Raw genomic sequence first — 20,027 nt, forward strand, 5'->3', positions numbered from 1 at the left:
CTCATCTTGCTAGCCTTTTACTCGGAGCTTTTATGACAAAAAAATTTTTTAAATTATCACTAATTTCCACCGCACTTTTTATCACAAGCCAAGTTGTTATTGCAGAAGAAATACAATTAGCCCCTATTGATGTAATTGGATCCGTATCGAAAACGGGGAAAGTAGAATATCTTTCACCTGGTTCAACGGAAACCTTAGATCAAGCAAAAATGAGTGAGAAAGGATACCAACAAGTCGATCAAATCGGTCGTTATGAGGCAGGCATATTAAGCCAGCCTTTTGGCGGAGATATAGACACCCATGATTGGATTAAAATTCGAGGATTTAATCCAACAATTCGCTTAGATGGAACAACATTATACGATTTTGGTTTCTATCATTGGCAACCAAACTTGTATGGCTTAGAAACAATAGAAATAGTAAAAGGTGCTGATTCTTTAACTTATGGAAGTGCCAACGCAGGTGGTTTAATTAACTTAATCAGTAAACGTCCAAATAAAGAAAAAGTTGGGCAAGGAGAAGTTAAACTCACCTTAGGTAATCGCCATGAAAGAGGCATTGCTACAGACTATACGGGAACAATCAGTGAAACGGTACATTACCGTATTGTAGCGGACTATCTACGCCATAATGGTGAACCCAAAGGGAGTTATAGTGATGCGTACTATCTTGCTCCTAGTCTATCTTGGAACATTTCTCAAAATACAAATTTCACTTTATTAGCAAGCATTCAACACGATGATGGTATACCGTCTTCGGGCTTTTTCCCTAAATATGACATACTAAAACGTGGCGGCTTTTCAAGTCGAACAAATTTCGCACAAAATGTTGATGAATACTTCAGACGCAATCAATATAGTATCGGTTACGAATTGAGGCATCAAGTTTCAGATGGATTAATATTTAGCTCAAACTATCGGTATGCTTATAGCAACAAGGATCAATTTAGTGCCTCTTTAGGCTGGGACGGAACAAGCCTTAGTACAATGCTCATACGGGGTAAAACATTTACTCATACAATTGATAACCACCTTAGCCAAACTTGGAAATTTAATGAGATAGAAAATACTTTACTGGGTGGTTTTGATTATTCTCATTCAAAAAATACTGCATCTAATGGTTACGGTAAGGTAGCATTAAATAACCTTTATGGTAATTACCCAACCGCAGCAGCCCCTTTTTCTGCTTTAACGCCTTATATAAATAAAGATCGTCAATTAGGTCTTTATCTTCAAAACCATTTTAGTTTCCAAAATAAATTACTCATCAATTTAGGTGTAAGACGTGATTTTGCAAAAGGTGATTATCGCAGTGCATCACAGAATAAACCCTATGATGTTGCACAAAATACTTATGCTGCTGGGATAATGTATATTACCGAAAATGGGTTAGCTCCGTACTATAATTATTCTGAATCATTCAAACCTCTCCCAAGTACCAATGTGAATGGTACGTTTGTGAGATATAAGCCCTATGAAGGAGAACAACACGAGTTTGGATTAAAATACTTACCTCAATTTATTGAAGGGAAGTTATCTCTTGCCTACTTTAATCTAAAAGAAAAAAATGCACTTATTACCAATACTGTTAACGGACACTCCATTAGCACTCAAGCTGGAAAACAAACAAGTAAAGGTATAGAGTTACAAGCTGATATAAATTTAACGGAAAATTTAGCTACACTTGTTTCTTATACATATACTAAATCCAAAACTCACGCAGATAAAATCACTCGTACTGCACTCATTCCAAAACATAGCTATTCTGCTTATTTAAATTACCGTTTTACAGGCAATGCCTTATCAGGTTTACAACTTGGTACGGGCATTCGCTATACAGGAACTAGCACAAATGGGATGAGTGATGAAAAAATCCCAGCCTATACTCTCGTTGATATTACGGCAAAATATGATTTTTCACCACATTGGGGTGCTCAATTAAATATTTCTAACTTACTGAATAAAAAATATGTGAGTGCTTGTGATTCATATTGGTGTTATATGGGGGAAGGTCGCAGAATCACAGGGAATATTTCTTATAAATTCTAATTTAAAATAATCTCAGGGCTGAGCAACTCAGCCCTTTTTCTTTCTACAAAAAATCTGCTATGGTAAGCTCTTCTCTCTCAATATAGGAAAACCGATGTTAAGCTATCTTAAAGAGCATTTTTTTATCCTAATTCTATGGTTAAAAAAACCAAGTAACGCCTTATGGCTCACCCCTATTTTAGGGGCATTATTTGCTGTCTTTCTGGCACTTTTCTCTGCATTGATCGAAAACAAAGCATTGCCGATAGAGATTATGCCAGATGTTAGCGAAGAATTACTCAATGACATTCTCAGCATTATGGCATCGAGTATGTTAGCGGTGAGTACCTTTTCCCTTTCTATTATGGTTTCGGCTTTTTCTTCTGCTTCTAACGGGGCAACGCCAAGAGCGACCGAATTAGTGATGGGAGATAACACCACGCGTCTTGCGATTTCCAGTTTTATTTCAGCCTTTGTTTATGCAGTAATTGCCAAAATAACCTTAGGAATGGGTTATTACAACGAGGCGGGGCGATTCGTGCTGTTTATTGGGACGATTTGTGTACTCATTTATTTAATTACCACCTTGATTACGTGGGTGAGTGCGTTATCACAGCTTGGGTTATTAAATAATACCTTAGAAAAGATTGAAACTGCCTCACAGCAAGCCTTAAACAATTATTGGCAACAGCCAAATATGGGGGCAAAATCCCTTGAGAAAATTCAATTTTCCTACGCAATTCACGCGCATAAAACAGGCTATTTGAGCCATATAAATATGCAAAATTTGCAAGATTTTGCTGATAATAATGATTGCGAAATTGAAATTGCCATTCAACCCGGAAAATTGGTTTATACGAATATGCCCATTGCCTATGTCAATAAGCCCATTGAACACATCGCTCAACTGCAAGAAAATTTTATCATCGAAAACAACCGCTCTTATGCGCAAGATCCTAAATTTGGTTTGATTGTATTAAGCGAAGTGGCGCAACGTGCCTTATCGCAAGCGGTGAACGATCCCGGCACGGCAATTAAAGTGATTAGCGTTTTATTACGCTTACTACTTGATAGCAAAGTAGAAAAGCAAGCTGTGAAATATGATCGTCTGGCAATGTTAAATCTCAACGAACAAGAACTTGTTTTACAATCCTTCACCCCTATTTGTCGTGATGGAAGTGCAATGTTAGAAATTCACATCAAAGTACAAAAAGCACTCGCCATACTGTGGAGGCAATCAGATAATCAAGCCATTTGTAACGCCGCATTCAAACAAGCAAAAATAGATTTAGATTATGCCCTAAACGGACTTTCACTGGAAAGCGAAAAGGCACAAATCGACGCCTTACATCAAGCGCTTTTCCATTAAAAAAGTGCCGATTATTCGGCACTTCCTTTATTACTCGGTTTGAATATTCCGCATTCTGTTATTCAGACGATACGTTTTATAGCAAATCCTTAACTAAGGCTAAAATTTCATTGATTTGTGCCGAAGAGAGTTTCCCTTCGTGAACAAACTTCACTTTTGCCTCTTTATCCAACACCACAATCAAACTTTCTTTCTCTTTTAATTTCCACGCATTTTTCACCGCACTTTGATTATCCAGCACAATTTGGCTGTGGGCATTTTCTTTTTTGGCCTTTTCAGCACTACTGCGCACAAAAGCCCCCGTGCCAAAAATCGCATCATCTGCATTAATAATATTTGTGGTTTGATATTGTGCACCATTAAAATGCTGTGCTTTGATAGCTTCCATTAAAGGATAATTTTTCTCCTTTACCGAGCTACGCCCTGCAATATGTTGCAACACACGAACCTTACCTTTAAGCTGGGTAGATTGCCAAGGCTTTGCACTAATCTCTTGATTTTTAACGATAAGCTCACCTTTATCTGCGACGGTTACCGCAGGTAAGGTTGCATTAAGTTGCAGGTTATGGGCTTGACTGTAAGCACTGCTTAGTAATGCACTAACCCCAAGTAATAAAACTGTTTTTTTCATTTTGTTCCCCTCTAAAAGTCGCTAGTTTAGCGGAAATTCTCTTTTATGGCATCTTTAAAAATCATTACAGTGAAAGAGATTTGTTTGCTATACTTCGCTCGCATTACTACTATTCAATCAAAAAAATGTAACTGATTGTTTATATTGAAATTTAGATAAGAGGAAAAAATGGAACAAACAACTTGTCCAAAATGCCAAGGCGGATATGTTTATCACGACGGTTTAAATTTTGTTTGCCCTGACTGCGCTTATGAATGGTCTGGCGATGAAGAAAATGAGACTGAACAAAAAGTGGTGAAAGACAGCAACGGTAATCTACTACAAGATGGCGATAGTGTCATTTTAATTAAAGATTTGAAAGTGAAAGGCTCATCTATTGTATTGAAAAAAGGCACAAAAGCGAAAAACATTCGCTTAGTTGATGGCGATCACGATGTAGATTGCAAAATTGACGGCCAAAGTTTCTCATTAAAATCAGCTTTTTTGAAAAAAGCTTAATAAATAGAGCTTAAGCATTATAATATTTAGCTATTAGGGAGAGTATTTTATTTCTCCCTTTTATCAATTTCTGAAAAAATCATATCCCCACCAACTTCCCAGAATGACATTTTCCTCTATATATAATCCCACCATAAAATGGCAGAATTAGCTAAAAGTTCATCACGTTGATGTTAGTTCATTTTACGGTTTTTGAAGATGCTCGACGGTCAGTTGATTGGTGGCAAGCTCACTGTTATTGGCATTTTGGCTTGCAATCGCACCGCCTTTGAGGTGAACTTGATTTGCCTCAACGTGATAGCCTCCCTCTTCCGCAAATAATCCCGATTGTTCCGTTACTTGACGATAATGTTCGCTGCCACTGTCCGCATTAAAGCCGATATTGCCACCCCACGCATTGCCAAAGCTGATACTCACACTTAAACCTGCTTGATTGCTTTTACTTTTAAGATGTTGTTCATCTTGCATACTTTCAATCTGTAACTTACCACCCACATTGGCATCAATACTGTTGGCTTTCGCCGTTGCCCCTTTGAGTGTCAGGTCATTTTGGTTATTAAAGGTTATCTGCGCACTGTCTAAATGGCTGTTGTGATACATTGTGCGTTCCGCATCCATTTTTTGGCTGCCTCCACCCACGGTGGCATATACCCCAACGCCCGTTTGTGGTCCTGCTTGGGCAAACATCCCCACTTCAACACCCACATTTTGACCGCGCATTTTTTCTTTGCTGTGGCTTTTACCTGCTTGTAATTGCGTGTCATACGCCGTCAACGTAATATGGCTATCTGCAAGGCGTTTGCCTTGTTCATCGTGGCTAGTTAAATCACTGTGCTCAAGATGAATATTACCGCGCTTTTGCTCCCCATTGGCAAGCGTTTCCCCTGTGCCTGTAGCCGTCAAGTCAATCTGTTTGGCGTTAAACACATTACCTTGGCTAATTTGCGCTTGGCGTTCTTGTGATTGACGGCTATGTGCCACGCCCGTGCCTGACTCCACGCGAATTAAATACGCCAAACCATCTTGCTGGGTAACCGTTTTCGCAATCTTTATCATTTCTGTGTTTATCTTGAACAATAGAGAAGCTCATAAAATTAAATGCAATATTAAATATACACAATAGCAAATATAATGAGCAAAACTAAAGTTTTAAATATTTCTTTGAGCTAGGAAAGTAAGACCAGAGAAAAAGCATTAACCATATAAAACAGTAAAAAAAAATACTAAACACTAAATATTTAGGCTGAAAAAAATTCAGTTTGATCAATTTTATTTGTATTTGAATATAATCTCATCCATATCATTCCTTGAAAAGAACATATTAGATTAAATGCATACAGTGAAATTTTTAATAATTTTTTTGCGGTTCTCACTTTTTATTATCCTTATCTTTATGATGACTGAGTACTTCTCCAGAAAAAATATTTAATCCAATGCCGATAGGGGAGTTTTGTATATTTGATGGCAATGACCTTTGAATTAACTCCCCTACAGCTTGATTTTTTAAATAATTAGATTGGTCATTTAAATATGAATTACTATTAGATAATCTTGAATCAACTGCTGTTGACATTGAGCCTAATACAAATGAAGTCCCCATTGGGGTATAAATTAAATAAGGTGTGGTTAGACCTGATTTAATAGCTTCTTTATAATTAATTGTACCTGTATTGATATACTGAGCCCCCATATTCGCACTCATACCTATCGTCGTTCCAGTTACATACTGTTTTGGTGTGATTTTTGAAATACTATCAATACTATTACCAATATTTCTAGTAACCGCATTAGCATAAGGATTGTAAGAATGATAAATACCTTCTGAGAGCATTTTATCTATAAAACCAACAGTAGGTTTTTCAAGACGAATTGCAGTTGAAACTATTTTATTCCCTCCTACCTTGGTTACCAATTCAACTGTATTTACAACTTTTGGTATGTTAGAAATATATCCTAAAGAAGCCAACTCCAATCCCTCTTTCGTTGATTCTGCTACTCTCCCATTAAATGATTCTCTTAATGTTCTTGGATTTTGGATATATTTTGCATTAAAGCGCTCATATATTCTTTCTTCTTCCGATTTATCTGAATCGGAAATGAACCAACGACTTGGCAAAGATGAACGATATTTTTCATCTAACGCATAAGCATAACCGTAGCCTTTATAATAGTTTCCCGTAAGCATTTCTTTGAGGCTACGCTCAATATTTTTAGGAATGTCTCGGTTTTGTATGCTTTCTGAAACGTAACGTTTTGCGTAATTTTCATATTCAGCCCATTCTTGCGGTGTCATCTCCTCTGGGCGATAACGCGCTTTATCCACTAAATAATCACTCGTTTGATCATCTTTTTCATATTGAAGATACTCTACGATCTCTTTTTTAGTCGCATTGCCATTTTTAATTTTCTCTCTAATGTCATCACGTCTTTTTTGAGAAAGTACACTGAGATAATTATTCTCCACCGCCCGTTTCCCAATCTCACCACCTAATGCCGCGGCATTAAGCGTGCTAACGGTATTAGTCGCTGAGCCGTTTTGTTGGGCGGTTAAGCCTGACACAAGGCTGCCTGCAAGGGTGCTTAAGGCGGTAACGGTTTGGCGTTCTTCTGCACTAAGTTGGTTCGGGTTGTCTTTACCCAGTAGCTTAGTGATGGCTGGCGCGGCAAGTTCACTGGCGGAAGCGGCAACTGCGCCTGCGGTGATATTGCCCTTAGCAGCCGCCGCTTCTACCGCACCAAGCATGGCGTGGGCAAGGGTGTTGGTCAGCACGTTCACCTCGCCATTGCTGTCGGTGGTGAGTGCCTTGATTTTTTCATTTAAAGTCGGTGAGGCAAGGGTCGTGGCAATCTGTGTGCCGCTTTGCCCTGCCAATATCCCCCCCTGCGATAGTGGTGAGGTTATCAAGGTTGCGTTTGTATTCGCCTTTCTCGCTCCACTTTTCTTGTCTTTCTAACGTATTAGCAAGTGCGGTGGTTTTTTCTGCAATTTTTTGTTTATCTTGCGTTGCCTGTGGTTTGCTTTGCGCTTGCGCTAGCTCTTGTTCTAAGCAACCAACTTCCACCACCGATGCTTTGTAACATCTTTATTGCTACCATTAAAAAAAACTAGAAAAAAATGACTTTTTCTCCTTTGCTTTACCTTTCAATAACGCCTTAACAAACTCAGGGTATTCTTCCTCTGGGATATACTCATAAAAAGTATAAATCACTTCCTCTGGCGTATATTCTTTCTCTCTTGCATCACAAACCATTTTTAACCAATAAAGCATTTCTGTTGGACGACCTTTAGTATAAAGTAGCGGTAAATGTTTTTCTAAAAATGATTTCGCTGCGTTTTCCAATTGCGCTACTGTAAATTTATTCTCGTGAAAATGCAGGCAATAGGCATAGGCAATCCGATAACCACTCATATTATTATTTAATTTAAGTGGTTTATCTCCTTTGATGGATTGATAAAGTTGAATTGCTTTTTCATATTCTTGAGCTTGAATATAATGTAACAGCTGTAAAGCAAAGATTTCCTGTTCTATGCGACTCATCCCCTTTGAATAATCTTCTTTGCCATAAAGTTTATCTTGCCATTTAAGTGAATTTTTCCATAACTCAATGTTATTTACACCTGTATCAAGCCAAGTTGCGATTGCTAATGCTGATGTTAATTCATATTGATGATAATCAAACTCTCCAAAATCTTCTTTTTTTTCAACGCCTTGCTTCAACCAATTTACCGTTCTTTCAAGAAATTGTTTATAGATATTTTTGAAGCCAACAGAATAGGCATAAATTATATCAGTTAGATCATACTTAGCATAATTTCCAATAAATTCACCATGCTCTAATTTATATTTAAGTCGCTTGAAAATATGCTCTTCTTTACGGTATGTATTCCTTGTTATTTCAATCTCATATTTTAAATTCATAGCCCCCCCTAATTAGAACACTTTTGGTTATTGCAATATTTTTGGATAACTGATGTTTTTACTTTTCCACTTCCTATCGTATAAGTGATAAAATTTTCATTATTCAAATTTTGTATTGCTTTTTCTTTAATTTCGGGAGGGATATTTTTTGTGTTATTAATTTCTCTCCTCGCTTCTCCAATAGCATTCACACGTGTTCTCACATTTTCAAACGTTGGCGAAATTTTACCGTTTACAGCACTACTGCGATATTTATTATCCCAAAGTTCAACCTCTCCTGTTCGTGGATTGATAGAAATAATGTCATTACCATGTGTACCTGTTGAATTCCCCCACTTAATGACTATTCGACCTGTAGAAGCAATATTGTTAGCTAAAACAATTTCTCCTCTATAGCCATTAATATCTTTCCACTCTTGGTAAAGAGTATTTCCTTTGGCTTTTTGAGGTTTAAAATCATAACCTGCTTTTGGTGGTGGCAAATCAGGATGAAGCTCTATTCCATTAAAGATAACTTTCTCATAACCAGCAGGAGGAGTAACTACTTTCATTGGTTTTACACCATATTTTACTGATGTTCCACCCCGTACAGCCCCAACTAGTTCAGCCACTTCTTTATAAATCATCACTTTTTCTAAGAAAGTTTTTGCCTTATCTAACGTGATATTTTGCTGTTTAGATAGAGCTATTGCGGTTCTTTCAAAATCAACAGAATCTTTATCTTTACCTTTCAAAATGTTTAATACATTTTGATAATCATTAGGATAAAGCTCTTTTAATTTTGTATTATAAGAAAGGTTTTGCTCATAGCCATATTGAGCATATGCCGCTTTTTCAGTTAATTTTATACAAGCAGGGCTACTTACAGTCTTGCAAGAATCTATAATATCTCGATCCCTAACCGCATCAATTAAATTAATTTGTGCTAATCTTTGTTCCTCTTCTTCTGTAGCTTCTCCTAATCTCACTTTTCGTTCTAAAACCATTTTTTCTTTAGCTTCATCTACATAGAGATAATTATTCTCCACCGCCCGTTTCCCAATTTCACCACCCAATGCCGCGGCATTAAGCGTGCTAACCGTGTTAGTCGCTGAGCCATTTTGTTGTGCCATTAAGCCTGACGCAAGGCTGCCTGCAAGGGTGCTTAAGGCGGTAACAGTTTGGCGTTCTTCGGCGCTGAGTTGGTTCGGGTTGTCTTTACCAAGGGCTTTGGTGATGGCAGGGGCAGCAAGCTCACTGGCGGAAGCAGCAAGTGCACCAGCGGTGATATTGCCCTTAGCTGCCGCTGCTTCTACCGCACCAAGCATTGCATGAGCAAGGGTGTTGGTCAGCACGTTCACCTCGCCATTGCTGTCGGTAGTGAGTGCCTTGATTTTTTCATTTAAGGTTGGCGAGGCAAGAGTAGTAGCAATCTGTGTGCCACTTTGCCCTGCCAATATCCCACCTGCGATAGTGGTGAGGTTATCAAGGTTGCGTTTGTATTCCCCCTTTTCACTCCATTTCTCTTGTCTTTCTAGCGTAGTAGCAAGTGCGGTGGTTTTTTCTGCAATTTTTTGTTTATCTTGCGTTGCCTGTGGTTTGCTTTGCGCTTGCGCTAGCTCTTGTTGCAAGCGGTCAGCTTCCAGCTGTGCGGCTTTCGCTTGATTGGCTGCATAAGTCGAAGTTGCCGATTGCAACTGGCTTACCGCTTCTCTCACGACTTTTTGCTCTTTTAGCTGCCCTTGGGTATCCCTTGGTTTTTCCACGTGTGGATTGGCATTATCAAGTGCGGTGCTAAAATGCAAGGTTTTTGCCAACGCGGTGGCTGTGCTGTGGATAGGCTGGCTATCTTTATTTAAGGTAATCTTGCCCTCGGTAATGGTTGCCTTGGTGAGGCTGCTGTCACGATGGCTTTCATACATCGGCATACTTGGATTAAAACCACTTGAATTTTTCTCGTCCACCCATCTGAGGTTATCGGCAGTTTGGTTGTTTGCGGGTGCCTCAACCACTTTACCTGTGCCTTTTTCCTCAAAATGCCCCTCTTAAGCAAACAAGCCCGATATTAGGTTGAAATAGAGAGTATCCTTATTCCCTATCCTTCATAAAGAATTTCTATACATCCTATAAAATTAGCCGTTTTCTCTAAACATCTTACTCTTATATAGAAATCATATTGTTTATGATTTTTATTTCATCTCCATCTACGAGTTTGCATTATTTTTTATATAATTATGAGCATCTAAAACTATTTTTAGAAGCTCACTCGTTTTTATGGTTTTTACTTCAATACCCCAATAATTTCTATCAAAGAAGCTTATTTCTTTTAGATTCATATTATCATCAAAAAAACGTTCATAATCACTTTCATTAGGATACTTTGGGTTTATATTTTCACTAATAATAATAACCTTTGAATAACCATTGTAGTTTACAATAAATGGATAAATATTACGATACTCCATAATTCCCATATCCCAAAAGCAAGAGTTTTCATTGCGCTTATATTCAAAACTTTCCATTTTATTATAAAGAATATCTAGGCTTTTCGTTGTAAAAAACTCATCTAATTCATTGTCCCTAATTAAGGCTTCTATCGAATACAAATACCAACTTTGATTTTTAATTAACTCAACCAATAATTCATCCTCAGATAAGTTAAAGAGATATGGGTTTTCTTGATGAAAAATAGGATTATCTGCATCTAAAATATCTAAAGCATATCCTCTTAGGTTATAAGCTAAGTGCGAAGGATATATATTCATATCTAATATTAAATTAATAGAAAAAAAATCAAGATTTAATATTTTCTCAATACTTAATGCAAAGAAATTAATATCCCCATTTTCATCATAAACACCAGGATTACCGAAAATCATTTTTTTCTTACCTCATTATAGTGCGTACCTAATTGTTTATAAACGTTATTATCAATATCTTGTAATGATAATCTTTGTTGCTTAGGTTGATCTTGTCCTGTTCTTCCAGCCCAATGCCATTCTTTACCTTCTTTATCAGCATTAAATTGATGTATTCTACCCTCAGAATCTAAAGCATAACGTTTTTTACCGCTAACAACAGAATTTTTAAATAACTCTAACGCATTGTTAGGCTCAATACCTGCATTAGGTCTATTACTTTGCTGACCTAAAGTATGCTTAGGATTTGATTTATAAGTTAAAATTTTTCCTTCTGAAACTTTAACTTCTGTAGGTTTACTTACAGGTATAGCTGATGTTTGAGATTTAGCTTTCTTCGCAAAAGAATGCTGATTGCTAGGTGTTAATCCACCGTCCTCTCTTCTTAAAAGCCTTGCAGTGTCCAAACCTAACTCTAACGCTTTTTCCGTTAAAGTTTGACGCTCTCTTAATTCTGAAATCGTTTGATTATTTTCATTTTCAACTAACGTTAAAAAACGAGAACGCTCTTCTGAAGATAAACCAGATAACCAGCCTGAAAGTAAACCCGTTTTCGCTTCGGCTAATTCCGTACTGTTATTAATAACATTTTTTACTGTTAATCGACAAGCTGTACCACAATTAGCCAAAAGTTCATCACGTTGCTGTTGGCTCAGTTTACTGTAATAGTCATAAACTTCATCAACATTTTTACCTTCTTTAATGGCTTGCTCTAAATCTTTATAAAAGGCTTGAACATCTTTCGGTGAGAGATAATTATTCTCCACCGCCCGTTTCCCAATTTCACCACCTAATGCCGCGGCATTAAGGGTGCTAACCGTGTTGGTCGCTGAGCCGTTTTGTTGGGCGGTTAAGCCTGACGCAAGGCTGCCTGCAAGGGCGCTTAAGGCGGTAACGGTTTGGCGTTCTTCTGTGCTAAGTTGGTTCGGGTTGTCTTTACCCAGTAGCTTAGTGATGGCTGGCGCGGCAAGTTCACTGGCGGAAGCGGCAACTGCGCCAGCGGTGATATTGCCCTTAGCTGCCGCCGCTTCTACCGCCCCCAGTACCGCGTGGGCAAGGGTGTTAGTAAGCACGTTCACCTCGCCATTGCTGTCGGTGGTGAGTGCCTTAATTTTTTCATTTAAAGTCGGCGAGGCAAGGGTCGTGGCAATCTGTGCGCCGCTTTGTCCTGCCAATATCCCCCCTGCGATAGTGGTGAGGTTATCAAGGTTGCGTTTGTATTCGCCTTTCTCGCTCCACTTTTCTTGTCTTTCTAACGTATTAGCAAGTGCGGTGGTTTTTTCAGCGATTTTTTGTTTATCTTGCGTTGTCTGCGGTTTGCTTTGCGCTTGCGCTAACTCTTGTTGCAAGCGGTCAGCTTCCAGCTGTGCGGCTTTGGCTTGATTGGTGGCGTAAGTGGAGGCTGCCGATTGCAACTGGCTTACTGCTTCTCTCACGACTTTTTGCTCTTTTAGCTGGGCTTGAGTATCCCTTGGTTTTTCCACTTGTGGATTGGCATTATCAAGTGCGGTGCTAAAATGCAAGGTTTTTGCCAACGCGGTGGCTGTGCTGTGGATAGGCTGGCTATCTTTATTTAAGGTAATCTTGCCCTCGGTAATCGTTGCCTTGGTGAGGCTGCTGTCACGATGGCTTTCATACATCGGTATACTTGGATTAAAACCACTTGAATTTTTCTCGTCCACCCATCTGAGGTTATCGGCAGTTTGGTTGTTTGCGGGTGCCTCAACCACTTTGCCTGTGCCTTTTTCTTCATAATGCCCCTCTTGATGACTAAAGCCATAGCTTAATCCGCCACTCATTGCTTGGCTTGAGGAATGGTTTTGAAGATGCTCGACGGTCAGTTGATTGGTGGCAAGCTCACTGTTATTGGCATTTTGGCTTGCAATCGCACCGCCTTTGAGGTGAACCTGATTTGCCTCAACGTGATAGCCTCCCTCTTCCGCAAATAATCCCGATTGTTCCGTTACTTGACGATAATGTTCGCTGCCACTGTCCGCATTAAAGCCGATATTGCCACCCCACGCATTGCCAAAGCTGATACTCACACTTAAACCTGCTTGATTGCTTTTACTTTTAAGGTGTTGTTCATCTTGCATACTTTCAATCTGTAACTTACCACCCACATTGGCATCAATACGGTTGGCTTTGGCAGTTGCCCCTTGTTGGATTAAGCCGTCTTGCTGGGCGAGAGATTGAGTAAAGCCCTTCTCGGTAGCTTTATTCTCTATATTTCTCATTTCCATATTTATATCTGATGGATAATGAAATACCTTAAACTTCTTTGAAATTATCATTCTAAATTTTACTATATTATTACAGATAGTATTCTACATCATTAATAGTAAAATATTTTTATGACTAAATCTTGCTAAAGTCCATATTATTGACAACCCAATATTTATATTCTATAGGTATTAAAGATAAAAAGTTATCAGAGTAAGTACTACTCCAATTTTTTGGTTGTTCTTTTTCAAAATCTCTATCCTTATAATTATGAAAAAAAATATTTTTATCCAAGTTAATATAGAATTTCGGAATTTTTAGTTTTATTTTGTTCAGTTCATTATGAAATTTCATGGGATTTAAATAAACTTTATAAAAGAAGGACAAATCAAATCCCCTATAAAAAAAATTCTTCATTTCAATAATGTCCTTAGGTTTGATCTTTATCGATGACATATATTTGTTAATAGAAGCTTTATCTAATGTAAATGCCCCTCCACGATAATGATTTATTGCATATGTATATTGTTCTTTTGTTATAATTCCATCATTTAAATACCTTTTGTAAAAAGGTCTAATATCTATTGTAAAATTCTCTTTATCATCAAAAACAAAAAGATAATTTCTATCTACAACAAATATTGCAATATCGATCCTACCTTCAAAGATCTCATTTAATAAAAAATCATTTTCCAAATTCATTTTTAAATTGCTCCTCTGTTAAAACTCTTCCTTTAGACGAATGTTTCTCTAATAGCCGATCCCATACTTTAGGTAATTCTAAATTAATACTTGGCGAACCTTTTCTTTCATCTACAATTTTAGGAGCATTTGGATCTCTAGGAATACCTGGAATAGGTTTTTGTGGAATAGCAGATTTTATTATTTCATCATGCAAAGTTTTATTAACTTCAAACACTACAACTTTTCCATTTTGCCATCTTTCAGTTAAATAATACATAGCATGATTAGAACTGCCTGTACTGACACATAGTTGCCCTTGACAGCCAGAATTAATAGAAATTGAACCATCTTGATTTACAGAAATTCTATTTTGGCTGGTTTTATTATTAATACCGCCTCCTTCAACCCTGAAATAAGTTTCTGTAGTCTTATAGCCAAAGCTATCTCCATTTACAGACAATTTACCATTCGCATTTACCTCTTTCGGCACTTTAGTTGCGAAATTTCCAGATTTAGGCAAGCCTTTTATCGCTCTTCCCCAACCTTGATATTCGCCTAGCCAACCGAGATCAATACCATTGCTAATCCAAGTATATTCGTCTTCGGGGCGAGTATTTTTGGCTTTGGATACTTCAATCGCAAAGGCTTCTTTTTGCACAGTTACAGGATCTTTGCCTTGTAATGCCTCATTCACTCGAGCAAAATCAGAACTAAACAGCTCTGAATAACGCCGTTTGTCCCGTTGCATTCCAACACCTCGAATAAGATCTGTGGAGGTAGAATAACTGGCTTTGGCACGGTTCGCTTCGGCTATTTGGCTTGCACAGCCTGCTGAGCCTTTATTAAAACGCTGACAACTGGCTTCTATTGCTTGTTGTCTGTCAATATCTCGTTTGATAATCGCCGCTCTTTCAGCTTCATAGGCTTTGCGTTTTTCAGGATCCGCTTCTGTTTGTATCAGTATATCCAGTTCAGCTTTTCGTTCCGCTTCAAAGGCGTAGAGGTAGTTATTCTCCACCGCTCGTTTCCCAATCTCACCACCTAATGCCGCGGCATTAAGCGTGCTAACGGTATTAGTCGCTGAGCCGTTTTGTTGTGCCATTAAGCCTGACGCAAGGCTGCCTGCAAAGGTGCTTAAGGCGGTAACAGTTTGGCGTTCTTCGGTGCTGAGTTGGTTCGGGTTGTCTTTACCCAGTAGCTTAGTGATGGCTGGCGCGGCAAGTTCACTGGCGGAAGCGGCAACTGCACCAGCGGTGATATTGCCCTTAGCAGCCGCTGCTTCTACCGCACCAAGCATGGCGTGAGCAAGGGTGTTAGTAAGCACGTTCACCTCGCCATTGCTGTCAGTGGTGAGTGCCTTGATTTTTTCATTTAAACTCGGTGAGGCAAGGGTCGTGGCAATCTGTGCGCCACTTTGTCCTGCCAATATACCGCCAAAACAACATATTCTCCTGCTATTTTATCTACAACAACTCGTCTAGACATATATTTCTCATATCTACTTTTGAAAACAAGCAGCATAAAATGATACATCTTTGTTATTATATAAAGATACTAAATTACTTCCTCCCAAATTAATAACTTGCTCCTCATTTAACATATACGCACCAATAGCATAATCATCATCAGGGTTGATATAAAAAATAGCTTCCTCATCAGGTAACGTTATTTCATATGAATCTATTAATTCCTCTGTTATATTATCAAAAACTTCTATATATCTAGCCACTTCAATCATGGTTCTACTCTCCTTGTTGGATCTGCACTTTTTATTTGTTCCCATGGAAAGTACTATTACTGTATGCAATTTTTATCCATAGCTATATATAAGAAGTACATTCCTCCTTCTTGCTCAAAGTTAAAAAATACCTGAATAGATGATTTATTATGGCAATATAACTTACCTACTTTTTTAAAACCAAGCGAGAGTAATTTTTTATTATTATAATTAGCATTATAATCAGAGTGCTTAAAAGATAATAAAAAGTAGCTCTTTGATGAGTTTCTACTTTCTATTTTTTTTACTTCTCCGAATTGGCTTTCTAGTAGCTCTACCATATTTTCCAATTTTCTTAAATTATCTTTCTTTATTTTCTCTCCTGATACAATTAGATAAAATAAAAAAACTAACATAAGTATAAGCAAAGGGAAAAATAATTTTTGTAAATATTTATTATCTAAGCTAATAATCATCATATTATTCTCCTATTACACGCTCTACCCTATCGGCTCCGATAGAAAATCCACCTCCTATACCTACGCCAAATAAATATTTTGGTTTATCTGTTAAGATTGTTTTAGAAGAAGAAACACAAGCTATTCCATAGCAGGCAGTTCCTCCGATAGATTTACCTTTTAAAGTCTCACTAATGGCAGCTGATAATTTATCATCTAATTCATCAGTAGATAAGTTTGTAATCCAACCTACTTGTGAAGAGAATGATAATCCTCCTTGTGATGGCATTGAAATAGGATTCGCTCCACCACCAATAAAAATTTCTCCATTTCTTGTATTAATAATTAGTTTTCCAGAAACCTTATAAAGTGTTCCCTCTATAACTACATAGTGTGGAGTACCTCTATCAATAACCTCTCTTTTAGCTTTATTCTCTAACTCATCAGCCAAAGATTTTCCTTTTGCCATCTCCGCCATATCATTTAATTGCTCAGGCGTATAATGGAAAAAATTATTCTCCACCGCCCGTTTCCCAATTTCACCACCTAATGCCGCGGCATTAAGGGTGCTAACCGTGTTAGTCGCTGAGCCGTTTTGTTGGGCTATTAAGCCTGACGCAAGGCTGCCAGCCAAGGCACTTAAGGCGGTAACGGTTTGGCGTTCTTCTGCGCTAAGTTGGTTCGGGTTATCTTTGCCAAGAGCTTTGGTGATGGCTGGCGCGGCAAGTTCACTGGCGGAAGCGGCAACTGCGCCTGTAGCGATATTGCCCTTAGCTGCCGCCGCTTCTACCGCACCCAGCACCGCGTGGGCAAGGGTGTTAGTCAGCACGTTCACCTCGCCATTGCTGTCTGTAGTGAGTTCCTTAATTTTTTCATTTAAAGTCGGCGAGGCAAGGGTCGTGGCAATCTGTGCGCCGCTTTGTCCTGCCAATATCCCCCCTGCAATAGTAGTGAGGTTATCAAGGTTGCGTTTGTATTCGCCTTTCTCACTCCACTTTTCTTGTCTTTCTAACGTATTAGCAAGTGCGGTGGTTTTTTCTGCAATTTTTTGTTTATCTTGCGTTGCCTGTGGTTTGCTTTGCGCTTGCGCTAACTCTTGTTGCAAGCGGTCAGCTTCCAGCTGTGCGGCTTTCGCTTGATTGGCGGCATAAGTGGAGGATGCCGATTGCAACTGGCTTACTGCTTCTCTCACGACTTTTTGCTCTTTTAGCTGGGCTTGAGTATCCCTTGGTTTTTCCACGTGTGGATTGGCATTATCAAGTGCGGTGCTAAAATGCAAGGTTTTTGCCAACGCGGTGGCTGTGCTGTGGATAGGCTGGCTATCTTTATTTAAGGTAATCTTGCCCTCGGTAATGGTTGCCTTGGTGAGGCTGCTGTCACGATGGCTTTCATACATCGGTATACTTGGATTAAAACCACTTGAATTTTTCTCATCCACCCATCTGAGGTTATCGGCAGTTTGGTTGTTTGCGGGTGTCTCAACCACTTTACCTGTGCCTTTTTCCTCAAAATGCCCCTCTTGATGACTAAAGCCATAGCTTAATCCGCCACTCATTGCTTGGCTTGAGGAATGGTTTTGAAGATGCTCGACGGTCAGTTGATTGGTGGCAAGCTCACTGTTATTGGCATTTTGGCTTGCAATCGCACCGCCTTTGAGGTGAACTTGATTTGCCTCAACGTGATAGCCTCCCTCTTCCGCAAACAATCCCGATTGTTCCGTTACTTGACGATAATGTTCGCTACTACTGTCCGCATTAAAGCCGATATTGGCCCCCCACGCATTGCCAAAGCTGATACTCACACTTAAACCTGCTTGATTGCTTTTACTTTTAAGATGTTGTTCATCTTGCATACTTTCAATCTGTAACTTACCACCCACATTGGCATCAATACGGTTGGCTTTCGCCGTTGCCCCTTTGAGTGTCAGGTCATTTTGGTTATTAAAGGTTATCTGCGCACTGTCTAAATGGCTGTTGTGGTAAGTGGTACGTTCCGCATCCATTTTTTGGCTGCCTCCACCCACGGTGGCATATACCCCAACGCCCGTTTGTGGTCCTGCTTGGGCAAACATCCCCACTTCAACACCCACATTTTGACCGCGCATTTTTTCTTTGCTGTGGCTTTTACCTGCTTGTAATTGCGTGTCATACGCCGTCAACGTAATATGGCTATCTGCAAGGCGTTTGCCTTGTTCATCGTGGCTAGTTAAATCACTGTGCTCAAGATGAATATTACCGCGCTTTTGCTCCCCATTGGCAAGCGTTTCCCCTGTGCCTGTAGCCGTCAAGTCAATCTGTTTGGCGTTAAACACATTACCTTGGCTAATTTGCGCTTGGCGTTCTTGTGATTGACGGCTATGTGCCACGCCCGTGCCTGACTCCACGCGAATTAAATACGCCAAACCATCTTGCTGGGTAACCGTTTTCGCAATCTTTATCATTTCTGTGTTTATCTTGAACAATAGAGAAGCTCATAAAATTAAATGCAATATTAAATATACACAATAGCAAATATAATGAGCAAAACTAAAGTTTTAAATATTTCTTTGAGCTAGGAAAGTAAGACCAAATAAATATCATTAAACATATAAAAAAATAAAAAAAAATGCTAAATAAAATATACCTATCCTGAAAAAAAAACTCTGTTTGATCTATTTGATTAGTCTTACTGTACAACCTTATCCATACAGACACCTGAAAACCACAGATTAAATTAAATCCATAAAGAAGAGAACTTATTATTCTTTTTACAAAAGACATTACTTCACCTCTTCTTTTTTATTATATTGATTAATTAACTCTCCAGAAAATATACTTAAAGTCGTTCCTAGAGTTGAACTCTTGATATTATATGGAAGTAATTCATTAGTCAGATTTTCCCCTGTAGTACTCTTTAGATAATTATATTGATCACTAAAATATGAATTACTATTAGATAATCTTGAATCAACTACTGTTGACATTGAGCCTAATACAAATGAAGTCCCCATTGGGGTATAAATTAAATAAGGTGTGGTTAGACCTGATTTAATAGCTTCTTTATAATTAATTGTACCTGTATTGATATACTGAGCCCCCATATTCGCACTCATACCTATCATCGTTCCAGTTACATACTGTTTTGGTGTGATTTTTGAAATACTATCAATACTATTACCAATATTTCTAGTAACCGCATTAGCATAAGGATTGTAAGAATGATAAATACCTTCTGAGAGCATTTTATCTATAAAACCAACAGTAGGTTTTTCAAGACGAATTGCAGTTGAAACTATTTTATTCCCTCCTACCTTGGTTACCAATTCAACTGTATTTACAACTTTTGGTATGTTAGAAATATATCCTAAAGAAGCCAACTCCAATCCCTCTTTCGTTGATTCTGCTACTCTCCCATTAAATGATTCACTTTTCATACCAATTTTTTAAAATCCAATCTGCAATTATTACAACTATTGATACTTTTAAAGCATAAATGTTACTTTCAAAGAAAGCTTCCCCTATATAATTATAATTAATAGAAGATCTATGTTGAACTAAAAAAGCTAACAACGAAAGATTAGCTAAAGAAAAACAAAGTAAAATAAGAATTAATATTCTTTTCATA

General features: G+C 38.3%; 18 protein-coding genes. 3 read left to right on the plus strand and 15 right to left on the minus strand.

The features are described 5' to 3' along the window. The first annotated feature begins 32 nt into the window (after positions 1–32). Both L4F93_RS00460 and L4F93_RS00465 read left to right on the plus strand, forming a co-directional pair. Positions 33–2,048 (plus strand): TonB-dependent siderophore receptor, encoded by a 2,016-nt coding sequence (locus L4F93_RS00460; protein WP_250350603.1) that lies wholly within the window; start codon positions 33–35, stop codon positions 2,046–2,048. Between the two features lie 94 nt (positions 2,049–2,142). Continuing rightward, positions 2,143–3,396: a DUF2254 domain-containing protein gene (locus L4F93_RS00465; RefSeq protein ID WP_250350604.1), complete on the plus strand. Its 1,254-nt coding sequence runs from the start codon at positions 2,143–2,145 to the stop codon at positions 3,394–3,396. Positions 3,397–3,472: 76 nt separating this feature from the next. Here L4F93_RS00465 and L4F93_RS00470 read toward each other — a convergent pair whose 3' ends face one another. After that, entirely contained in the window at positions 3,473–4,027 is a 555-nt protein-coding gene (locus tag L4F93_RS00470; RefSeq protein WP_250350605.1) for a YtfJ family protein, read from the minus strand. Positions 4,028–4,195: 168 nt separating this feature from the next. Here L4F93_RS00470 and L4F93_RS00475 point away from each other — a divergent pair, with 168 nt between their 5' ends. Then, positions 4,196–4,525 (plus strand): zinc ribbon domain-containing protein YjdM, encoded by a 330-nt coding sequence (locus L4F93_RS00475; protein WP_250350606.1) that lies wholly within the window; start codon positions 4,196–4,198, stop codon positions 4,523–4,525. A gap of 183 nt (positions 4,526–4,708) precedes the next feature. On the opposite strand, the gene L4F93_RS00480 is transcribed toward L4F93_RS00475, so the two are convergent. The 14 genes from L4F93_RS00480 to L4F93_RS00545 form a co-directional block, all read right to left on the minus strand. Further along, positions 4,709–5,581, minus strand: coding sequence for a hemagglutinin repeat-containing protein (locus tag L4F93_RS00480; RefSeq protein ID WP_250350607.1), 873 nt, complete (start codon positions 5,579–5,581; stop codon positions 4,709–4,711). A gap of 313 nt (positions 5,582–5,894) precedes the next feature. Next, positions 5,895–7,397, minus strand: a complete 1,503-nt coding sequence (locus L4F93_RS00485; protein ID WP_250350608.1) for a VENN motif pre-toxin domain-containing protein — start codon at positions 7,395–7,397, stop codon at positions 5,895–5,897. Next, positions 7,339–7,587 (minus strand): hypothetical protein, encoded by a 249-nt coding sequence (locus L4F93_RS00490; protein ID WP_250350609.1) that lies wholly within the window; start codon positions 7,585–7,587, stop codon positions 7,339–7,341. Before L4F93_RS00490 ends, L4F93_RS00485 begins: the two co-directional genes overlap by 59 nt. A 33-nt stretch (positions 7,588–7,620) precedes the next feature. Beyond that, a complete protein-coding gene (locus tag L4F93_RS00495) occupies positions 7,621–8,445 on the minus strand; it encodes a hypothetical protein (protein ID WP_250350610.1) in 825 nt (274 codons plus the stop codon). An 8-nt stretch (positions 8,446–8,453) separates the two neighbouring features. Further along, entirely contained in the window at positions 8,454–10,436 is a 1,983-nt protein-coding gene (locus L4F93_RS00500) for a VENN motif pre-toxin domain-containing protein (RefSeq protein WP_250350611.1), read from the minus strand. A gap of 192 nt (positions 10,437–10,628) precedes the next feature. Beyond that, the gene (locus L4F93_RS00505) at positions 10,629–11,303 is read right to left on the minus strand and encodes a hypothetical protein (protein WP_250350612.1); all 675 of its coding nucleotides are present in this window, start codon (positions 11,301–11,303) and stop codon (positions 10,629–10,631) included. Further along, complete coding sequence (locus L4F93_RS00510; protein ID WP_250350613.1) at positions 11,300–13,579, minus strand: VENN motif pre-toxin domain-containing protein; 2,280 nt, start codon at positions 13,577–13,579, stop codon at positions 11,300–11,302. Before L4F93_RS00510 ends, L4F93_RS00505 begins: the two co-directional genes overlap by 4 nt. Before the next feature lie 121 nt (positions 13,580–13,700). Continuing rightward, positions 13,701–14,267, minus strand: coding sequence for a hypothetical protein (locus tag L4F93_RS00515; protein ID WP_250350614.1), 567 nt, complete (start codon positions 14,265–14,267; stop codon positions 13,701–13,703). Then, a complete protein-coding gene (locus tag L4F93_RS00520) occupies positions 14,251–15,675 on the minus strand; it encodes a VENN motif pre-toxin domain-containing protein (RefSeq protein WP_250350615.1) in 1,425 nt (474 codons plus the stop codon). Before L4F93_RS00520 ends, L4F93_RS00515 begins: the two co-directional genes overlap by 17 nt. Positions 15,676–15,747: 72 nt before the next feature. Continuing rightward, the gene (locus L4F93_RS00525; protein WP_250350616.1) at positions 15,748–15,987 is read right to left on the minus strand and encodes a DUF7683 domain-containing protein; all 240 of its coding nucleotides are present in this window, start codon (positions 15,985–15,987) and stop codon (positions 15,748–15,750) included. Positions 15,988–16,043: 56 nt separating this feature from the next. Further along, positions 16,044–16,445: a hypothetical protein gene (locus tag L4F93_RS00530; protein WP_250350617.1), complete on the minus strand. Its 402-nt coding sequence runs from the start codon at positions 16,443–16,445 to the stop codon at positions 16,044–16,046. Between the two features lies 1 nt (position 16,446). Then, entirely contained in the window at positions 16,447–18,864 is a 2,418-nt protein-coding gene (locus L4F93_RS00535) for a hemagglutinin repeat-containing protein (RefSeq protein WP_250350618.1), read from the minus strand. Positions 18,865–19,182: 318 nt separating this feature from the next. Then, complete coding sequence (locus L4F93_RS00540; protein ID WP_250350619.1) at positions 19,183–19,836, minus strand: hypothetical protein; 654 nt, start codon at positions 19,834–19,836, stop codon at positions 19,183–19,185. Further along, a complete protein-coding gene (locus tag L4F93_RS00545; RefSeq protein WP_250350620.1) occupies positions 19,826–20,026 on the minus strand; it encodes a hypothetical protein in 201 nt (66 codons plus the stop codon). Before L4F93_RS00545 ends, L4F93_RS00540 begins: the two co-directional genes overlap by 11 nt. Position 20,027: the final 1 nt, after the last annotated feature.

Source organism: Avibacterium sp. 20-132, assembly GCF_023611925.1.
In the GTDB taxonomy this organism is placed as follows: domain Bacteria; phylum Pseudomonadota; class Gammaproteobacteria; order Enterobacterales; family Pasteurellaceae; genus Avibacterium.

Excerpts from the sequence above, each read along its gene's own strand:
- L4F93_RS00465 (WP_250350604.1), top strand. The coding sequence starts at position 2,143 with ATGTTAAGCTATCTTAAAGAGCATTTTTTTATCCTAATTCTATGGTTA.
- L4F93_RS00515 (WP_250350614.1), bottom strand. The coding sequence starts at position 14,267 with ATGAATTTGGAAAATGATTTTTTATTAAATGAGATCTTTGAAGGTAGG.
- L4F93_RS00475 (WP_250350606.1), top strand. The coding sequence starts at position 4,196 with ATGGAACAAACAACTTGTCCAAAATGCCAAGGCGGATATGTTTATCAC.
- L4F93_RS00525 (WP_250350616.1), bottom strand. The coding sequence starts at position 15,987 with ATGATTGAAGTGGCTAGATATATAGAAGTTTTTGATAATATAACAGAG.
- L4F93_RS00505 (WP_250350612.1), bottom strand. The coding sequence starts at position 11,303 with ATGATTTTCGGTAATCCTGGTGTTTATGATGAAAATGGGGATATTAAT.
- L4F93_RS00495 (WP_250350610.1), bottom strand. The coding sequence starts at position 8,445 with ATGAATTTAAAATATGAGATTGAAATAACAAGGAATACATACCGTAAA.
- L4F93_RS00535 (WP_250350618.1), bottom strand. The coding sequence starts at position 18,864 with ATGATAAAGATTGCGAAAACGGTTACCCAGCAAGATGGTTTGGCGTAT.
- L4F93_RS00470 (WP_250350605.1), bottom strand. The coding sequence starts at position 4,027 with ATGAAAAAAACAGTTTTATTACTTGGGGTTAGTGCATTACTAAGCAGT.
- L4F93_RS00480 (WP_250350607.1), bottom strand. The coding sequence starts at position 5,581 with ATGATAAAGATTGCGAAAACGGTTACCCAGCAAGATGGTTTGGCGTAT.
- L4F93_RS00530 (WP_250350617.1), bottom strand. The coding sequence starts at position 16,445 with ATGATGATTATTAGCTTAGATAATAAATATTTACAAAAATTATTTTTC.
- L4F93_RS00460 (WP_250350603.1), top strand. The coding sequence starts at position 33 with ATGACAAAAAAATTTTTTAAATTATCACTAATTTCCACCGCACTTTTT.
- L4F93_RS00545 (WP_250350620.1), bottom strand. The coding sequence starts at position 20,026 with ATGAAAAGAATATTAATTCTTATTTTACTTTGTTTTTCTTTAGCTAAT.
- L4F93_RS00510 (WP_250350613.1), bottom strand. The coding sequence starts at position 13,579 with ATGAGAAATATAGAGAATAAAGCTACCGAGAAGGGCTTTACTCAATCT.
- L4F93_RS00540 (WP_250350619.1), bottom strand. The coding sequence starts at position 19,836 with ATGAAAAGTGAATCATTTAATGGGAGAGTAGCAGAATCAACGAAAGAG.